Annotated in this window: 13 protein-coding genes; 1 reads left to right on the plus strand and 12 read right to left on the minus strand. The window is 55.0% G+C overall.

The genetic code is table 11. The features are described 5' to 3' along the window. Positions 1–70: 70 nt before the first annotated feature. Positions 71–313: a hypothetical protein gene (locus tag AAE514_RS16370; RefSeq protein ID WP_347332635.1), complete on the plus strand. Its 243-nt coding sequence runs from the start codon at positions 71–73 to the stop codon at positions 311–313. Positions 314–376: 63 nt separating this feature from the next. Here AAE514_RS16370 and AAE514_RS16375 read toward each other — a convergent pair whose 3' ends face one another. The 12 genes from AAE514_RS16375 to AAE514_RS16430 all read right to left on the minus strand — a co-directional run bounded on the left by AAE514_RS16375 (position 377) and on the right by AAE514_RS16430 (position 17,745). Continuing rightward, on the minus strand, positions 377–748 hold the full coding sequence (locus AAE514_RS16375; protein WP_347332636.1) for a hypothetical protein: 372 nt from the start codon (positions 746–748) through the stop codon (positions 377–379). A gap of 5 nt (positions 749–753) precedes the next feature. Beyond that, complete coding sequence (locus tag AAE514_RS16380) at positions 754–7,110, minus strand: RHS repeat-associated core domain-containing protein (protein WP_347332637.1); 6,357 nt, start codon at positions 7,108–7,110, stop codon at positions 754–756. A 1,231-nt stretch (positions 7,111–8,341) separates the two neighbouring features. Then, positions 8,342–8,524 (minus strand): PLDc N-terminal domain-containing protein, encoded by a 183-nt coding sequence (locus tag AAE514_RS16385; protein ID WP_347332638.1) that lies wholly within the window; start codon positions 8,522–8,524, stop codon positions 8,342–8,344. 75 nt (positions 8,525–8,599) lie between these two features. Beyond that, positions 8,600–9,577 carry an AgmX/PglI C-terminal domain-containing protein gene (locus AAE514_RS16390; protein WP_347332639.1) on the minus strand — a complete coding sequence of 326 codons (978 nt, stop codon included), beginning with the start codon at positions 9,575–9,577 and terminating at the stop codon, positions 8,600–8,602. Then, entirely contained in the window at positions 9,577–10,086 is a 510-nt protein-coding gene (locus AAE514_RS16395; RefSeq protein WP_347332640.1) for an ExbD/TolR family protein, read from the minus strand. The genes AAE514_RS16390 and AAE514_RS16395 overlap by 1 nt, the downstream gene beginning before the upstream one ends. Then, complete coding sequence (locus AAE514_RS16400; RefSeq protein ID WP_347332641.1) at positions 10,083–10,601, minus strand: ExbD/TolR family protein; 519 nt, start codon at positions 10,599–10,601, stop codon at positions 10,083–10,085. Before AAE514_RS16400 ends, AAE514_RS16395 begins: the two co-directional genes overlap by 4 nt. 48 nt (positions 10,602–10,649) lie before the next feature. Then, a complete protein-coding gene (locus tag AAE514_RS16405) occupies positions 10,650–11,330 on the minus strand; it encodes a MotA/TolQ/ExbB proton channel family protein (RefSeq protein ID WP_347332642.1) in 681 nt (226 codons plus the stop codon). A 156-nt stretch (positions 11,331–11,486) separates the two neighbouring features. Beyond that, positions 11,487–11,780 carry a hypothetical protein gene (locus tag AAE514_RS16410; protein WP_347332643.1) on the minus strand — a complete coding sequence of 98 codons (294 nt, stop codon included), beginning with the start codon at positions 11,778–11,780 and terminating at the stop codon, positions 11,487–11,489. Then, a complete protein-coding gene (locus AAE514_RS16415; RefSeq protein ID WP_347332644.1) occupies positions 11,777–12,460 on the minus strand; it encodes a tetratricopeptide repeat protein in 684 nt (227 codons plus the stop codon). Before AAE514_RS16415 ends, AAE514_RS16410 begins: the two co-directional genes overlap by 4 nt. Further along, positions 12,447–15,299, minus strand: a complete 2,853-nt coding sequence (locus tag AAE514_RS16420; RefSeq protein ID WP_347332645.1) for a tetratricopeptide repeat protein — start codon at positions 15,297–15,299, stop codon at positions 12,447–12,449. Before AAE514_RS16420 ends, AAE514_RS16415 begins: the two co-directional genes overlap by 14 nt. Next, positions 15,296–17,179 (minus strand): tetratricopeptide repeat protein, encoded by a 1,884-nt coding sequence (locus tag AAE514_RS16425; RefSeq protein WP_347332646.1) that lies wholly within the window; start codon positions 17,177–17,179, stop codon positions 15,296–15,298. Before AAE514_RS16425 ends, AAE514_RS16420 begins: the two co-directional genes overlap by 4 nt. Next, positions 17,176–17,745, minus strand: a complete 570-nt coding sequence (locus AAE514_RS16430; RefSeq protein WP_347332647.1) for an AraC family transcriptional regulator — start codon at positions 17,743–17,745, stop codon at positions 17,176–17,178. Before AAE514_RS16430 ends, AAE514_RS16425 begins: the two co-directional genes overlap by 4 nt. Positions 17,746–17,866: the final 121 nt, after the last annotated feature.

A 17,866-nucleotide genomic window follows, 5' to 3' on the forward strand; every position in this document is an offset into this window, starting at 1 on the left:
AGACGACGTACGGTGGGTCAAAATTAATGGCCAAACGTGGGTCAAAATAGATGGCCATTGACATCAGGCAATGACAGCCCTACCCACTATCGACCCGGTATTGTTTCTCGATACCACGGCTAAGGCGTTGGACCTGGCGGAGACGGCTTCGCACCGGCTCAACGCCGCCCGGCGATTATTGGAAGTGACGACGATTTACAAGATAGCCGAGGCCGACGGCTCGGCATTGCGAGCGGTTTCCGAAGCGGCTTACTTGCTCTTGTCCGATGGGTGTGATTTATTTGATGCGGTGGCGTTTCGGAGGCAGTGCTAAAAACAAAAAGCCCAGCCGGGGATGGCTGGGCTTTAAACTGGCTGGCGGCAAGTCTTTGTCGTCCTACTTATTAAAATATTTTGTAAACTCTGGCAGATCAAATTTCTTTTTCAATTGTAGAAATTGAACTTCGCTATATGGGCCAGATGCACCATTAGCGAATTTATCATCAGTGGCTTTCTCAATGTAATAGTATGCAACTGCATCAGTACCAGGCTCTTTCTGCTTAGCCACTATGTAACGATTGTTGCTACCCACTGCTATAATTTGAGCCTCAACTCGAGTAATAAATCCACCATCACCAAAATCATAGTTTAAAGTTCTATTGGCTGTACCATCAATCCATAAGACTTGATACGGCTTATCTTCCCATAAGACCCCACTATCACATCCAGCTAGCAACAAGGCCACAAGTATTAAGTACGTTGTTTTCATTTTCACTACCTTACTGGTGACGTCCATTCTAGAGTCATATGCACATCACTTGCTTTTTGACCGATTGACCAACCAAACCACTTTTCTGTATATCTGCCCGCAAAAAATGAACTAGCTCCCATAGTATTTGTGGCCCGGAATAATATCTGCTGATCTACAACTCTTGCTTGCCCTCCGCCCCAACTACCAACTACGTGTTCAGCAAAGTTAGAGGTCCCAAAAACGCGTGAAGGGCCAAATTTATAACCAAAATTATCCATTTTGCCGCCAGTTGTTAGAGTACCTCCATATTTTTCATAGAGCTTTGACTCAAAGTACTTAGCTCCGTCTCCTTGGCTAAATAATTGAGACATTCTGCTATCAGGGCCGAAGTAAAGGCTTTGACCGTCTCCATTTTGAATAACCGTTCCGCCAAAATACTTCAAGAGGTCGGCAGGCGACATATTATTGATTTGGTCTTGGGCCATCCCCTTTTGTGCAAGCTCATTGTGCTCCTTTACTGTATTACTATAGCCCTTATGCCCAATAATAGCCTGCAACTTAGCCCTTTCCCTCAACTCTTTAAGAGTTTCTTCAATACCTTCTGCACCGCGTATACCAGTACAACTATTGCTCACGTTTCCGTAGCCGCAGTTGGGTCGGTCGTCATCCCTAATTAATGGCTTTCTGGCTTCAACTTCTGGGAGCTTTTCTGATTCATAGCCTGTAGGATCAACAAAGCTTAGGGGATTATTGAACACGTAACTATAGCGGTTATAGCTTTGTGTATTGTTTGGCGCCTGAATCAACGGGTCCGGCGACAGGAAGCGACCCAGCTCTGGGTCATAGACCCGGCCGTTCATGTGAATAAGCCCTACCTTATCCAGATGTTCCTGCCCCGTATAGCCTCTGCTGTTGACTGGGTCAAAGTCAGGGTCGTAGGGTCCATTCCAGAAGCCGAATAGGCGCTCCCCCCAAGGGCTATATGAGGTCACCTCCAACGATGGTTCCTTATCGGTAGTGACAGCTACAACGCTCCCCTGATGGTCTAAGTGGCGATATTCATGATAGCTCGCGTTCTTTAGGCCGACTTCCTCTATATACGAAATGCTGGAATTGACACGATGGGTGCGCGTCGTGGTCCCAGCGACTTCTGTCTGCTCATACATGGCGCCGGCGTAGAGGGTGGATCGACCGCTGCTATCGGTTCTTTTGACTCGTCTTTTGTCCGGCCCATAGACCACCTCAGACCATCCACGCTCGCCACTCATCCTGACAGGCTTATTAAAGGAGCTATACTCCACCTCTTTAACGACACTCGCCCCCCTCTTAGCCTTCGTCATGTTTCCGCTAGCGTCGTACTCGTAGACCAAACCATTGGCGGCAGATACCGCATGAGGTCCAGCGTTGACCCCGTACTGGTACCCTTCTACTCCTGGCTTCTTCATTACGTTGCCAAGCGCGTCGTAGCTGTAATCGTAATCGCTCACAGAACATGCATCAAAGCGTGCTGACACCAGACGATTAAGGTCATCGTAGCAAAACGATTGAGTTACTTCATTCCTCAAATCCCTTCGTTCCTCAAGATTATTCAATGCATCGTAGTCGAACTCCTGATACTGAAGGAGCATCCCCGACCTTATCGATTTAATGGCGGTAGGGAGATTGCTAAAGTCATCATATTCTCTCGTTGTTTCCGTTCCGTCTCCAAACCTTGACCGAAGCACACTGCCATAGGCATTGGCTTCGTCCGCATGCCAAATAATTTGCATATCATTGACAGCAACTTTTTGCGCCAGATAACCGTATTGGTTGTATATGTTCGCGACTTTGTATCCAGTTGGGTACTCTATCAATAACGGCCGACCGTACTCGTCAAAACTATTTTTTATAGCCAACGAGGTAGCACCGACTTTAGTGACAGTTGAAGACAGCCTTCCAGAGGCATCATACGACCGAGTTTCCAGGTATGAACTTCCATCGGTATTAATGCCCGAAACTTTATGCAGCTTACCTTTACCGTTGGAGGCGGTATCATAAGTCCATCTATGTGTTTTTGGAGATCCTTCCGAGTCGTCAACTCTTGTTATCTGTCGACCTAACTGATCATATTCATAGCTCGTATTGTATCCGTTCGCATCTTTGGATGAAGCCAACAATCCCAACGCGTTATGCTGAAATCTCATTACTCCCATATTTGGGTCAGACAGCATCTTTCGGCGCCCGCCCATATCGTATTCAACCGACAGTCTCGTGTCTTCGTTAACCATACCGTTTTCATGTATAAGCGAAGACGTCAACTGCCCGACTGAATCATAGGTCATCACTACTGAGCTACCGTTTGCGTCATCCGACTGCACAAGCCAACCGGGTGCATTATGGTACTCAACCGTTTCCTGACTCAGTCGATTTTTCTTTATAACTTTACCTGCCAAGTAGGTAATTGTTTCATCCGTCCCGTCAGGGTATCGAGTTCTTTCCAATCTTCCCAAACGATCATAATCATATAAGGTCCGCTGGCCATTTCTGTCCTTAGTCTCTACCACTTTCCCTAAGCTATTGTAGCCCGTCGTACTTGAATACAGATCCCCATTTAACCCGATTGTGGACTCCTTGAAACGCAGGTTGTCTAGCCGGTAGTAGACTTTCTCTGGCGAACTTCCTACCGTTTTCTTATAGGAAAACCAACCCGAGGATGAGTGCAGCCCGAAGCATTTATCGCAGTTATAGTACTGATAAAATTCGTCCGCACCACTTGCGCTATCGAATGCAATGATTCGGCCAGCCACATCATACGTCATCAATTCTGTAACTTTGTTTACATCAACGCGTTTAACAACTGCGTCAAAGGCTGAGTGATACTCCATTGATGACGTCCCTACTAACGGAGATGATATTTCTACTCGGCGCTCCCCCCTTGTGCCATAACTAGTGAGCATTGTGGTTCTAACATTGTTGAAGCCTAGGCCGTCGTCCTCCGATGCCTTCCAACTTTTCAGTGTACTGCTAATATAACCGTATTGATCGTACGTATAAGATTCCTTGTAGTTTACTCGGTCTTGTTCAGAAGCTTCCGGGTAGCGTTCCATTGACTCAAGATCTCCATCGGCCTCAAACTTATATTGTTTCGGTCTTCTTATAAAAGAAGACTCTTGAAAGTCTGTTATTTCTTTCCCTGTCCAAGTAAGACTTTCCATTCTTTGGACCAGCCCAGACCGAAGCCCCTTAGTGGTAACATCAGATTTCTTTGTAGCTTGTATTACAACCCGATTATCAGAATGATCGAAACCACATAACACCTCTTCCTGATACAAGAGAACCCCTTTTTCGTGGTCTTCATAACTGCCTGAAAACCTAATGACATTCGACGCCTCCTCGACCGATAAGGCCTCACAACTTCTACCCTTGGGCGTGTGGTTGTGTTTTATCGACGTTGCTATTCTGGTTCCCTCCAAGTCCCAAGATTCAGAGCTTTGCCTATAAATATAGGGATAATAGTATGAGGGCGTAAGGTTGTAGGAATTCATGTTAAATGTACCAACCTTCCACTGGTACTTATCATGACTTAGAAGCCGTTTACTCTCGCCGCTAATATCGGCAATATAACGCTTTTTCTCTCGAAGCTTACCTGATAGGTTATATTGTTGTCCTTCTACTACATTGTGGTAATTAAGAACAGTCACTAAGCTTTCATCAAAACCATAAGCTGTCTCTTTGACTGTTATCTTGTCAAATCCGAGACCTCCATATCCCGCACTATCATATCGATACCCCTCATATTCATAGGTCTTAACGATTTTTCCTGTCAGATAACTAGAATCATTTATCTCTTTCACCACAAGCTTTCGAGCCAGGTTTTCATTCTGAGCGTAGACACCACCATTTCTTCTTCCGGTGTCATCACCTCGAACTCCCTGACGATAGACACTTTTGTCATCAACGGCTGAGTATCGAACAAGGGCACTCCTTCCTGCCTGGTAAATCTTTCTAATATGGTGCCGGGCTACATTATTGGTTAACTTTTTATTAAGAGATATCCCTCCATTCCTATGATAGCTGAAAAAAGCAGCCACTCGATCCAGCTCGGACTCTTTCATTCTTCTGATATTTGCCTCGGATAACAAGCCATCCTCCAACACCTCCATTGGTTCGGAAAAAGCTATAACACCGTTACTATTTATTCCTTTAGAGAGATACAGACGCGCTGTAAACTCATTCACGGTCCACCTTGCTTCTTCACAGTAACCCCAATTGGGATTGGCACTACAGTAGAGATCCTTGGTGAACCCTATTTCGACCAAATCATCCATACCATCATCGTTATAGTCCACAACAGTCCAGACACAGGTGTCATCTTCTTCTGCACCGTTTCCGCACTGGGAAATAAACGCCCCAGAGTAGACTACTTTAGAACTTGCAAAGCGCTTAACTCCATTATTCACGTCTATATTGTGTGCACCAGTACCAAGCGTAACTTTCAATTCTTCATCTATGTCACCAGCTCCTTGGTGATGCATCTTTGTGGGGATCTGCGCATAATCCATTATTCCATCGCCGTTAAAATCGCCTGGATAGCCTTGAATCTTATTCCAATTACCTCCCCCGTTTACCCAATTGAATTTTCCATTGACAAGTCCTTTTGAGGACCAAGCACTACCATTATTGATTCCTAGGTTCATGCTATAGAACACATACGTGTCCGGTAGCGTTCCTATCGCTCTCACATCCGGTAATCCATCACCATTAAGATCCTCGAGAAAGTAGGAGAACTGAGGTGCCATCTCGCTCGTTGACAAGTCCGCCCACTTTTGGAAAGCACCAAACTTTTCACCGTAATTAGGCGCTACTGATATATCTGCTGAGAAGGAAGAATACCAACGGCATTTCTCCATGAACTCCGTGCAACCCGGAGGGAAGCGAATAAGGTCGACCAGTCCATTTCCCGTCACATCAGCAAACTGAAACGTGTAGGAAAATGCTCGTTTTTCTCGAGTTACATGCTGACTTTCACCGCTCGCACCCCAACCTCTCACTTCTATATGATCGCGTTCGCCGTAAAACATTAGCCTATTTTTTACAGTCGACTCTGTTACCTTTTTAAGGATTGAATATCCCTCATGCTCCTTCCCTGCAAAATCGGGCTCTTCATTTGACTTGGCTGTATTCAGATAAACTGAGAAACTATCCTTCGTAGAAGGGATAGACACAAGGTCCTTATAGCCATCACCATCAACGTCAATGTATAGCTTTTCGCCATCGTCATGATCGTTAACGTTGAGAGTATATTGTTGAGTATCAAAGGTTATGACTCTATTACCTTTGTTATCATTTGCAATAGGCCTGTCAACTTCTATATTTGGATAAGCCTCTGCATATCGATCTATAATCTCTTGATCAGCTAACTGATACTCGAAATCCGAATCAGAGTTTCTGTTCCAATCTAGGCTAATGGCACTTTTGCATTTGTCATCTGAAAGACTGAAGCACTGCTCTATCTCATAAATTCGACTCGTTTCAACTGGGTTTTCATAAATATCGCCTGCATGATTTTTTCCGTACTCCTCATATTTTATGTTATACGTCCAAAAATCCCTGCCGCTAGCCCACACGTTTATTGCTTCAACCCGCTTTTTTGTTAAACGCAGCTCTCCTGCTTCATATTCACCAATTACATCCGGCCTCGGCTGGTACGAAAAAGATAACCGATGATAATACGATATTCCTTCTCTTTTCATATACTCGATGTTTTGTAGGTACCCCTCGTTATCGTAACGAACCGTATATCCATTTCCGTATATATCTTCAACTTTATCTATCGCCCACCTTGATGTTCTGATATTGACACTTCTTGTTTTGGAGTCGGAGTTATGCCCAAAACGGTATACAACTCCATCAGAATCAGTGCGCTCCCAATAATCTGACTTTTTAACTATAGTAGAAAAGTCGTCCTTGTGAGTTTTATACGTCCCCGCGCTAACTTCTATCAGCCTTTGGCCGTCTAAACAGTATCCATAGCTATCGTGGTTGGACACTCCGGTCACTCGCCAATCGATACGCCAATTTTTTGCGCACCTCTCAATATGCGGCAATCCCGATAGGCTCCATCCCCACCCCAGTATTCCATTTTTATGGTCAGAGCTATAGTCCAAAGATAGCGAGGGCTGCATACCGTTTATACCAACCGGCACCTCCAACGGGAGGGAGAACATTAAGGTCCCGCTTGGAGATACGGAGTACTGGCCCTCCAGCGCTCCGTAGTAAATTGAATCAGATGGTGTCTCCCCTTTTGGGTCGGGTATAGTTGAAAGAGGGTCACCAGAGTATAGCCCGATCTTATCGACTGCCGAGCTTGATCCAATCTCACCCGGCTTGTGAAGGGACATGTAAATGTTCTCCGACGTTTTCCAGGACGAGCAGACACTATAGCCGCTTACCACATTGCAAGCCTTTACCCTCACCTTATAGGTGCTCTCCTCCAAGGCAGTATAGCTTGCACTCTTCGTTTGCGGTGTTGTGTTCCCGTGTGCTCGACGTTCGCTCCCATCAAGCACTTCCCACAGGAACGTAGTAACGTTTGTTGTAGAGGCGGCCCAAGAGAAATCTATAGGGCCTCGCGTTGGATTGTCACTTGAAAGGGTTATGGTAGAGGGACGAGCAGGCGCCCTAGCTACTTTAATAGTTCTCGCTCCACTAGGCGTCGCACATCGGGATGTACATGCGCTGACTCTATACTGATAGGCGCCATTCGGCTTGGTGATGGTTAAACGGTAGTCCCCTCGGTGTTTAACCGCTATACGCGTCCAACTAGTTTGATGCAGTGGTTTCTCGTATATGTGGTACTTAGTCGCGACTGGCACTGAAGACCAAGATATTTCGTAGGTTCCCGAGTTGTTCGTAGCTGGCACCGTGGGCGCTGGGCTCGATGCGGGGTACCGTATAACGTTTACGGTTTTTTGATAGTCTTCCGTACAAGACACTTCCGTCCCATAACGGCTACCCGTTACAGTGCATCTCTTCAATCTAAAGTAATAGGTACCCGGGCTTTTGGTAAAGCGTTTAGTTTGGGTTGCTGAAGTGCCTTGAATGTACTCCCTATCAACCCAGCTCCCGCCACTTTTCTCTTGCAGGTAGCAAAAGTCCACCGTGCAACGCCAGGTGACCGTTATATTCGCTGAGGAAGAATGAGTGTAGTTTTTGGAGGGGACACTCACGTAACCGTAGGTATTGGCACAAAGGGCGCTTAGGAGCACTATCGCCAGCCCTGGAACGAAACGGTTTTTGAACAGGATCTGGAAAAAAGAGAGGGTTGGCCCAAAAAATTTGAACTTTGTATTATATACGAACATTTTTCTTCCTGGAGCAAGTTTATCTAATCGCCTAATGGACTAGGCTGGATAAACGGCACCAGGCTTTTCCCTAAGGACTTTTTTTGATGATACCCCGATGACTATTTTCTGGGCAACAGTTTTTGCACTTTTCGTAGGATAAGGGGGGGCTACCTCGGGGAAGTGAGGCGGGATCTAGGCTTAGAGTCGATTAAAAGTGGCGGCGCGGAACCCACAAAGGTTCCAGCACCACCATTACCGATACTCGGTTGTTTACCGAACTCTCGGTCTATTTACCGCGCGGGCCGATAAACAACCAGATGATAAAACCCAGGAAGGGTAGGAACAGCAGGGCGAGGATCCAGACCAGTTTGGCGGTGCTGGATTCATTGCTTTGGGCGACTTGCAGCAGGGCGTAGATCACACAGATGAGAAGGATCAGGCCCAGAATACCGGTTATTTCGATCGACATACCACTCACTCCTTTCAGGTTTAAGTGACCTCTGACAATCCCGAGCTCCGGGGAGATTATCAGAGGTTCGCCAAGTTACCTAGGCAAGAAATCAAAAGTATAGTTCACCTGGGTGACCGTTACGTCCGCATCCGGGAAGGTAATCAGCAGTATGCGGGCCAGCAGGCGCTGTTCCAGTGCTTCGTTGTCCAGCTCGCTTGAGACGACCCTGGCTTCGGAAATTTCCCCGCTGGGCTCGATGACCATTCGCACCACCAGCTTACCCTTCAACAGCGGATCGCTGCGCAGCTCCCGGTTATAGATGGCGAAGATGCCGCCCATGTGCTGGTCGATGACCTGACGGACCTGCTCGTCGCTGCGGGCGGCCCGTTCCCGCGAACCGCCGGCGGCCTCTTCCGCCGATTCGGCGGCGGCCAGGGCTTCAGCTTCGTTGGCTACCTGCGTGGTTTCCCGGTCGGCCAACTCGCCACCGCCGCCGGTGTCTCGGCTCAGGGTGTCGGTTTCGATGCCGCCGCTGTCCTCGGCGACCTGGCCTTCAATGACGGTGCGCTCGGGCCGCTCAGCTTCGGCCTGGCCTTCGGATAAGGCGGCCTGCTCCACTCGACTGGTATCCACGGTATCGCGCATGGCGGCCAGGGCATCCCGGTGTTGCATCAGGCCGCTGCGAGCGGCGGTTTCCCGCGCTTCCTGCACTCGACTGGGCGGGGGTGGCGGTGGAGGCTCAGGTTCGGGTTCCGGTTCAGGCTCCGGGGCCGGTTCGGGCTCCTCCTCGGGTTCTGCTTCTTCCGGCTCGGGCTCGGGCTCGGGTTCCGGTTCAGGCTCGGGCGGGGGAGGCGGCGGTTCTTTTTCCTTCTCCAGGATCACCCGAGCCAACTGGGGGGGCAACTCCTGTTTATCCTCCCGGCTGAGGTCCGGCAGGGGCACAAAGGGCACAATCACCCCCAATACCAATAGGGCAACTAACAACCCACGGAGCAGGCGCTTGAACGTCTGGTCTTCCTCAGCACTGGATTCCCAGGGCAGTTCGGTATTGGGGCCGAAATGCAGAGCCATTACTCGCTCCCCCCGGAGGCCACCCGGTCCACGGCCAGGGAGATATCTCGGTAGTCCGTGGCCGCGCAGGTGGCCATGACTTTTTTCAGCAACTGATAGTGAAGGTCCTTATCACCCATGATGGTAATCGGGCGACCGACTTCCTCTTCCGCCTCGGTTAGCGGCCGGGCTTGCTCGGCACGAAACGACAGCTCTTCCGCCAGGCCGGGAATTTCCGCCTCATCCTGAGCCATAACGTCATTGACCGACGCCACGGGCCGGCCATTGACCCGGATCTGGTCACTGCCCACCACCAGCAATAGGCTTTGATCCGGTTGTTGGTCGGCCACCGAGGCGGGCAGTTCGATGTTTTTGTCCCGGCTCAGCACCTCTACCTCGGCGGAGTTCACCAAGAGGAAAAACACCAAAATGGTGAAGATGTCCATCAAGGAAACCAGGTTCAGCTTGGGCAACTTACTCAGCCGGCGGTGGTGCCGCTCCATTCGGCGGGCGCGCATGGACTGCTTCATTCGCTCCCCTCCCGCGCCGGGGCATCACCCAGGGAAATGGCCGGGAACAGCTCGGCGTCCACCACGGAAGCGGCCACCACGGCCTTAAAAGAGCGGGCGGTGTCCATGGCGCTGACCAGGGTCTGGTAGGGGGTGTCCGGCTCGGACAATATCAGAATATCGTTTTTCTCGATGCCGTCGTTTTTCAGTGTCTGCTTAACCGACTGCAGCAGTTTTGATAGCCGCTCGGTATCCGGTTCGCCGTCAACGAAAGGCACCCGGTCCACGGGTTGGCCGGCGGGGAAGTTCACTTGAAAATAATCCTCGCGAATGACCAGTTCCAACCGCTCGTTGGGTTCGTCGGATTCACTTGCCTCGCCCAATACGCTTTTGGGCAACTGGATATCGAGCACGGTAATCCGCGCGAAGACCATGCTCATCAACAGCACCGGCACCAATATGATCATCAGGTTCATAAAGGAGGTGATGTCGAGCTCGGCCTCTTCTTTGTGTCGATGGCGCCGTCGATGAAACATCGCTTTTGCTGTCCTTTAAATGGTCTCTGAACTCGTCCGGGAGGACGATTACCCTTTGGTCGCAGTATCGGCGCTGCCGGGTTTGCTGGCCCGTTGGACGCTACCCAAGCCCATCAGGTTGAGACACTTAACCCCCGCCATCTCCAGGCTGTCGACAATCTCGGTGGTCTTGGTCTGCAAAGTCGCGTGGAACAGCAAAAGCGGGATGGCCGCCATCAGGCCGAAGGCGGTGGTGTTCATGGCCACGGAAATACTGCCGGAGAGCATATTGGCCTTCTCGGCGGGGTCGGCTTCGGCCACGGCGGTAAAGGCGGAAATCAGACCAATAATGGTGCCGAGCAGACCGAGCAGGGTGGAGATGTTCGCCAGGGTTGCCAGATAGGGCGTGCGTTTTTCCAAGCGGGGCACGGCTTCCATTACGCCTTCCTCCATGGCCAGCTCGATGTCGTCCCGGCGCTGGGACTGGCTCATGCGCGCCACGCCGGCGCTTATGATGCGGGCAATAGGCGCGCTGGAGGTTTGCCCCAGCTTCATCACGCCGTTGTAATCCCGTTTTTTCAGTAGGGGCATCAGTTGCCGAAACGCTTTGCGGTTGGCACTTTTGGCGTGGCTGAGATAGAGCCAGCGCTCCAGAGAGACCGCCAGGCCAACCACCAGCACAATGGCGATGGGATACATAAAGGGGCCGCCGTTTTGAAAAAAGCGCAGCGGTACAGTGATGAATTCCATGGGTATGCCCTCAAGAGTCAAGCGTATCGTGGGTCTCTTTTTGCAGAGACCTATCGTTTGTTGTCGTTTCAGGCTGGCGCCTGCCGGGTAATTATGCCAACTTGAGCACAGCCAGTCTGTGATTCAGATTGTATTTTTAGAGGAATTTTGCGCCGTCTATTGATCGACGTCACTTGCTTCCTGCGATTGCTCCAATGAACGCTGTAGCTCGTCCCGCTCCAAATGGCCGAACACCGAATCCAACTGGCGCCCCAGTGGATTGTAGCCCGGAACCGGGCTGTCCGGGGTCTGCCAGGGCACCACATGAAATACCTGGGGCTGTTCGCGGTTACCGGTGACCTGGGATTCCAGTTCAAGAATCGGCCCCTGTGAGCGCTCCTCTTGCGACCACGCCGGGCTTATGGCCAGCGCCGCTGCAGCGACTACCAACCAATGAAGTATTCGTCTCATTGCCCACCCTCTGCGGCCAGCTGGCGCTCCAAGTCCACAATCCAACCGGCCACTTGCCGGTCCATTTCCTCTTGCCGCTGCTGATAGGCTCGGTAGTGCAGCAGCGCCTCCTTCCCCCGCCCCAGGTACAAGTCCAACAAGACCCCCAGGTTCAAGTGGGTCCGAGCGTGAAAGGGCCAGACCTCCAGCGCCTGACGGTAATGGGCTTCGGCCTCGTCAAACGCGCCGGCCTCTCGCTTAAGCAGCCCCAACTGATTGTAGGCATCCAAGTTGTTGGGATTCAACGCCAATGCCTTTTCCAGGGCGGTGACCGCCTCCTCCGGGCGTTCCGTTTCGGCGTACACCTTACCCAGGTTCACCCACGGGCCGGAGAGCGTCGGGTATTGCTCGGTCATCCCCCGCAGGCGCTGCTCGGCCTGCTCCCATTGTTCGTTCCGCATGGCCTCGAGCGCCCGGTCAAACTCGGCTTGCGCCTGGTCGCTCACCCGCACCTCCATTTGCTCGTAGGGGTTGGGCGTGACCGGGCCTTCCGGGAGGGCCGAGGGAGCGGCGGCTTCACCGCTCTCTTCCCCGGCGGCCGGCTCGGTCTCCGGTTCCGGCGTTGTCGCACAACCGGCCAGCAGCGCGAGCAGGGTAACGGGCAGCCAAAACCGGGTAAAGCGGGTATCAATAAAGCCCACGGCTGACCTCCGCCACTTGTTCCTCTTTACCATAGCGGGCCGGGAGTATTTGCGCCAACGCCTCGAAGCTACGTTTTACCCATTGATCATACACGCCGCGCCGGGTCCGACGGGCGTTGATTTCATACAAATCGATGGCTTTTTCCTCAAAGGGGTAGGCCTGCTCTTCCAGCAGAATGTCGTACTGCTCCAGCTCCAACACCCCCAGCCCTTCGGGCCGTTCGGAGGCCATCAAGTCCCGACTAAGCTGGTGATAAATGGCCGCCATTCGGTGGCTGGCGCCGGTACTGAACTCCGCCACGCCGTACTCCAGAATCGCTTCCTGATCGGCCAAGGCCCTTTCCAGGGCCGAACGCTTGCGCTCCAGGCTCGGTGTTAACGGCAGGTCGAGCTTAATGCGGGAAAACGCCTGGAAGCTCTCCTCGGCCAACTCGCTCGCCGCAAAGGCCGCCAGATAAGTCGAGCGCCCGCTGTCCGCATTGTGGCCATCCACCAACCGCTGTAGCCAAAAATGCCGCTTCTCCGTCTGCCCGGTCTGCCGGTAGAGTTCGGTCAACTGGTACTCGGCTTCGCGCCGATCGGCAGCGGGCTCCAAGTAGGTGTGGGCGTAGCGGCGATAACTGTCGATGGCCGATTCGGTCTCCTCGGCCTGCTGATAGAGTTCGGCGGCCAGGTAGAGGGACTCTTTCTGCAACGCGGGGTCATCCGACACCTGCTCCAGCCGGCGAAGCTCGTCGGCGGCCGCCACCCAATTTTCCTGTTCCCGGTAGACCTTTGCCAGCCGTGCCGGAATCTGAGATTGAAGCGGGCTGTTGGGGTAGGCGCGCCGGAACCGCTCCAGGGCCTCTTGGGCCTCGGACCAACGCTCCAGCGCCAACAGGTAGTGAGCGGTGTCGAACTGAGCCTGCACCGCCACATCGGTGTTGGGCAGCTCATCGGGAATGCGCTGCAATAAAACCACCGCTTCTGCCGTCTCGCCCCGGTCAAGGTGCGTGCGCGCCCGCTGGTAGAGGCTCGCGGCAATCCGCTCCCGTACTTCGGCCTGAGTGGGGGCACCGGCCGAGGCCACGCCGGCGGTCGGCCAGCGCTCCAGCACCTGCCAGTAGGCCTGCTCGGCGGCGGCGTACTGGTTCAGGTCGAAGCGGCTGTGGCCGAGCACCAGCCAACCGGTAAATTGTTCGTCAACACTCGCCGGCGGATGCCAGGCCAACAGCGTTTCGGCCAGATCCGCAGCGGACTCAAGATAGTTCCGATCGAGCTGCCCGCGCGCCATGCTGGCGAGCACGGCGGTGGAGCGCGGGTCCGCCGGATAGCGCTGGGCGAACAGCCGGCCCACGGTCAGGCGGCGCTGCCACCATTGCAGGTTCTCGGGGCCGGCGCGTTCGGAAAGCTGCCCGGAGAGCAGGACGGCGGCATAGCCGGCTTCACGACCGTACTCCGCATCGCGGTGCACGAAGGCCACCTGCTCATAGTTTTCCAGCGCTTCAGGCCATTGCTCTGCCTCGTTGAGTACTTCCGCCAGCAGGAATTGTTGCTCGGCCATGGCCGGGTCGTTCGGGAAGGTGGCCACGAACTCCCGGTACCAGGTGGCGGCATCGGCAAAGGCCTGGCGGCGCTCGTAGGGGGCCGCGCCTTCATCGGCCAAGCGCTGGGCCCGGGCGTGCTGATAGTTCGCCAGGTCGGCCAAAAACTCGTGCAGGTGCTGCTCCACTCGCTCGCCCGGCTCGCCGCCCCGATCAAACCAGAAGGCGCTGAGCAACCCGTAGCGACGAATGAACGCCTGCTTGGCGGGCAGGATCAAGCTGGGGAAACGGCCCTCGCGGTAGGTGTCGATTTCGCTCAGGCTGAACGCGGGCGCCAAGTCGCTATTGGGGTTTTGCTCCACGTACTGAACGTAGGTATCGGCGGCATCGCGGAAGCGCTCTTGCTCGCGGTAGGTTTCCGCCAGGCGCTGGTAGAGCTTGTGCTCGTACACGCGCGGGCCGATGCGCGCCTCCAGGGCCCGAATGCTGTCGGGCCCTTCCAGGTAGGCGAAGGACAGCGCCATGGCGCGCAGCGCATCGCCGGCCACTTCCGCCCGGGCACTATCGAGCTGATTCCACACCTGCTCCAACGCGGTAGGCGTTTCCACCTCGGGCAACAAGTGGTCGAGCACCCGGGCGAAGCTCTCCAGCGCCCGCTCGTATTCAGCCTGCTTGAACTGTGCCCAGGCGCGCATGTACAGGGCGTTCTGACCAAACTCCGGCATGGGGCCTTCGCCGGGCAGCAGCTCCCGGTAGAGCGCCGCGGCGGTGGCATAGTCACCCACGGAAAAGGCCCGTTCGGCCCGGCGAAATTGGGCCTCGGCGTAATAGTCCGACTGGGGGAAGCGCTGGGCGAGTTCGGCCAGAGTGGTGTTCGCTTCAACCATGCGCCCGTCCAGGGCGTAGGCCTTGGCCAGTTGATAGTAGAGGCGGTCCGCCTCGGGCAGCTCCCGGGGCCAGCGACCCGCTTCGTAATCGGCAATCAGTGCCCGGTAACGGGCGATGGGCGCCTCGAACTGAGCCTCGACACTGTCGGACTCGGCCAGCGCGCGCTCGCTGCTCGCCATCGCCAAATCCGCCAGCCGCCAGCGGATGTCGGTCCGCATCGCGGGGTCATCCGCCGCTGTCAGAGCCTCTTGATACCGCTCGGCAATGCGCTCGGCGGTTTCGGGGGTGACTGGCTCACCGGGAGAGGGCAATGTCGCTTCGGGCAAGGCGGCCATGCCCTGGGAGCGTGGCGCATAGTTCCCGCAGGCGGAGAGCAGTAAGGTACCGCTTAACAAGGCAATGGTCAGGGGCAGGCGCGAGCGCATCATTGAGCCCCCTCCCCGGCTCGCAGGGCCTGATCCTGTAGCCGGGCCGCCCCCAAGCGGACCCGAGCGAGATATTGGGTCAGGCGCTGCTGGTGCCGCTCAAGATGCCCTTGCAGGCTTTCCGCCAGCGCCTGGGCGCGGGTTTGGCGGGCCTCCCTCAGACGGGCACGCTGATCTTCGACTTGCGCTTCCAGGGCCGCCATACGTTCCAGGGTGGGGCCGATATCCGGGTTGTGGTTCACAATGGCGCTGACCCGCTCCCGGCGCTCCGCCAGGGTTTCCAGGGCCCGATCAAGCTGGCGCAGGGGCTTTTGGGTTTGCCACAGGTTCGCGTGGTAGTTCTGAGCCGCCCGCCACAACAGAATGCCCTGATACAACTCAAGGCGGGCGCGGCGCTCCCGCGCTTCGTCGGTGCGGCCCGCCGCGACCAGCCGGTCGAGACGGGCCAGGGCGTTTCGGGTACGCTCGTAGAGCGCCCGAGTATCGGCGTCCGCCAGCGCGATCACATCCCCCTCGCGCTCGATGCGAGCCAGTTCATCCGCCAGCGGTGCACGGCGCCGGCGCAGTTCTTCGGCCTGCTGCCAAAGTGCCTCGCGCGCGACGTCCGCCTGGCGGTCCTGGCGCAGCGCCCGTTTGTCCCGTAACAGCTCGGCGTAGTGGGAGAGTTTGTCCGGCCAGCTGGCGAGCAGGTGGTCCTGGTCCTGCAAGTCCGCCAGCGCTTGAACCTGTGACTGAAACCGGCTTTGATTGACCCAATCCGAGAGGTAGGGGTCCGGACTCTGGGCCACCGTCTCCTCCGTCAGGGTTAACCAGTTTTCCTGGCCGCGCAGGGCGAGGTAGTCGCCGGTGTTTTCATGCTCCAGTTGCGCCAGCAAGTAATCGGCCGTGAGTACCCGAGCCAGCTCACGAACCCGCGCTAGCTCGACTTCCAGGCGACGCTCGGCGCCGTCGTAGGCTTCCAGCGCGGCGGCGGGCGCCTCCAATTGGGCATAGGCGTAGGGAAGGGCCACCAGGGCTTCCTGAGCGGCGCTTTGGGTCAGCGAGCGCTTACTCAGAGCCTGCCAGGCGCGTACCGCCGTTCTCGGATCGCCGCGCTCGAGCGCCGCCCAACCGTACCCCAGCAGCGCCTGTTCGGTCTCATCGCGGGTGAGGCGGACTTGGTCGAAAGCCTCTTCGGCGCGGGCGAACTCACCCGCCAATAGATGACTGTAACCCAGAGCGGTAAAAGCACGGTCGCGCAGGGCCAGATATTCGGTGTTGGAATAGAAGTGCGAAGGCGCCTCGTCCACCAAGGCCCGGTAGTAGTCTCGGGCTTGTGCATGCTCACCCGCACGGGCATAGGCACCGCCCAGGTTGTACAGAATTTGGGGCGCCCAGTCGCCCAACTCGTCCCAAAGTTGCTCGGCCTCGACCGCCCGGGGAGCGTCGGTGCGCAGCCGCCACTGCCATTCGAGAGCCCGTTGCTCTCGCTTCAACTCCGGGGCCAGGGCGTTGAAGTCGACCATGCCGCTCCAGACCTCGGTGGCGCCCCGCCAGTTACCGCGCAGGTAGTGCAGCTTGCCCAAATAGAAGGTAGCGGCGGCTCGCTGCTCGGGCTTGTCCTGCAGGGCCGGATCAAGCTGGCGCCGGGCACTGCCGGACATGCCGAAGGCCAGGCGAATCGCGCCCTCGAGAATGGCGCCCCGACCTTCGTCGAGCTGCCCGCGTTCGCGGGCCACCATCAGCTCACTGAGGGCCGGCAGATAGTCTTGCTGGTAGTAGTGGTAGCGCGCCACGCCTTCGTGCAGCGCCGCCCGCCCGTCAGCCGGCTCTTGTGCCTCGCTCAGGGCGGGCACCAGCAACGCCACTGATATCAGGCCAAGCCGACGCAATCCTTGCTTCATTGCAGCGCCCATTCCTCAACGGCAAACGTCGGTTGTAGCTTGGTGGCGGAGTCGACAATTTTGAGCTCTAGGATTAAGGGCTCCTGCCCCTTTTCCACCTCGAGGCGGGTGCCGCGCTTGTAATCACGCCCGTCGGGCCCGATGCCGGTAAAGACCGCACTGATTTCGTGCTCTCCGGAGTTGAGGTTGCCCAGATACAGCCGCTGAACGCCTCCACGGTGCAAAGCCTCGCGCTGGGCCTCGGTATATAGCTGCGCCGCCACCGGCTCGCTGTCCACCTGCACCCGAACACTTTCCAGATGAAACAGCTTGCCCAGATCCATGGACAGATATACGGCCACTTGGCTGCTGGCGGGGTATAAGAGTTCTTCCTCGAGAATCAGCAGGTCGCGATTGAGCGCCAGAGTGTCTTCTTTCAATTGTTCGAGAGAAGCCTCCAGAGCCGCCTCATCTTGGGCCTCCTGGGCAACGACCCCCAAGGGCAGGCCGCATAAAACGATAAGCACCAGGCACCAACCCGGCAACAGAAACGGACGCCGCCGAGAGCGGAGTGAGTGAGACGACATGCAGTGTTCCCCCAAGCGAAAAAAGCGCGCTTATTGGCGCAGCATACAACGGCTTTCTATTCTAGTGGCCCCAAGCCTTTGGAATTGTGACGGCGCTCACACTTGGCTTTCTTAGGGCAGA

Source organism: Marinimicrobium locisalis (assembly GCF_039822625.1).
Taxonomy (GTDB): Bacteria; Pseudomonadota; Gammaproteobacteria; order Pseudomonadales; family Cellvibrionaceae; genus Marinimicrobium; species Marinimicrobium locisalis.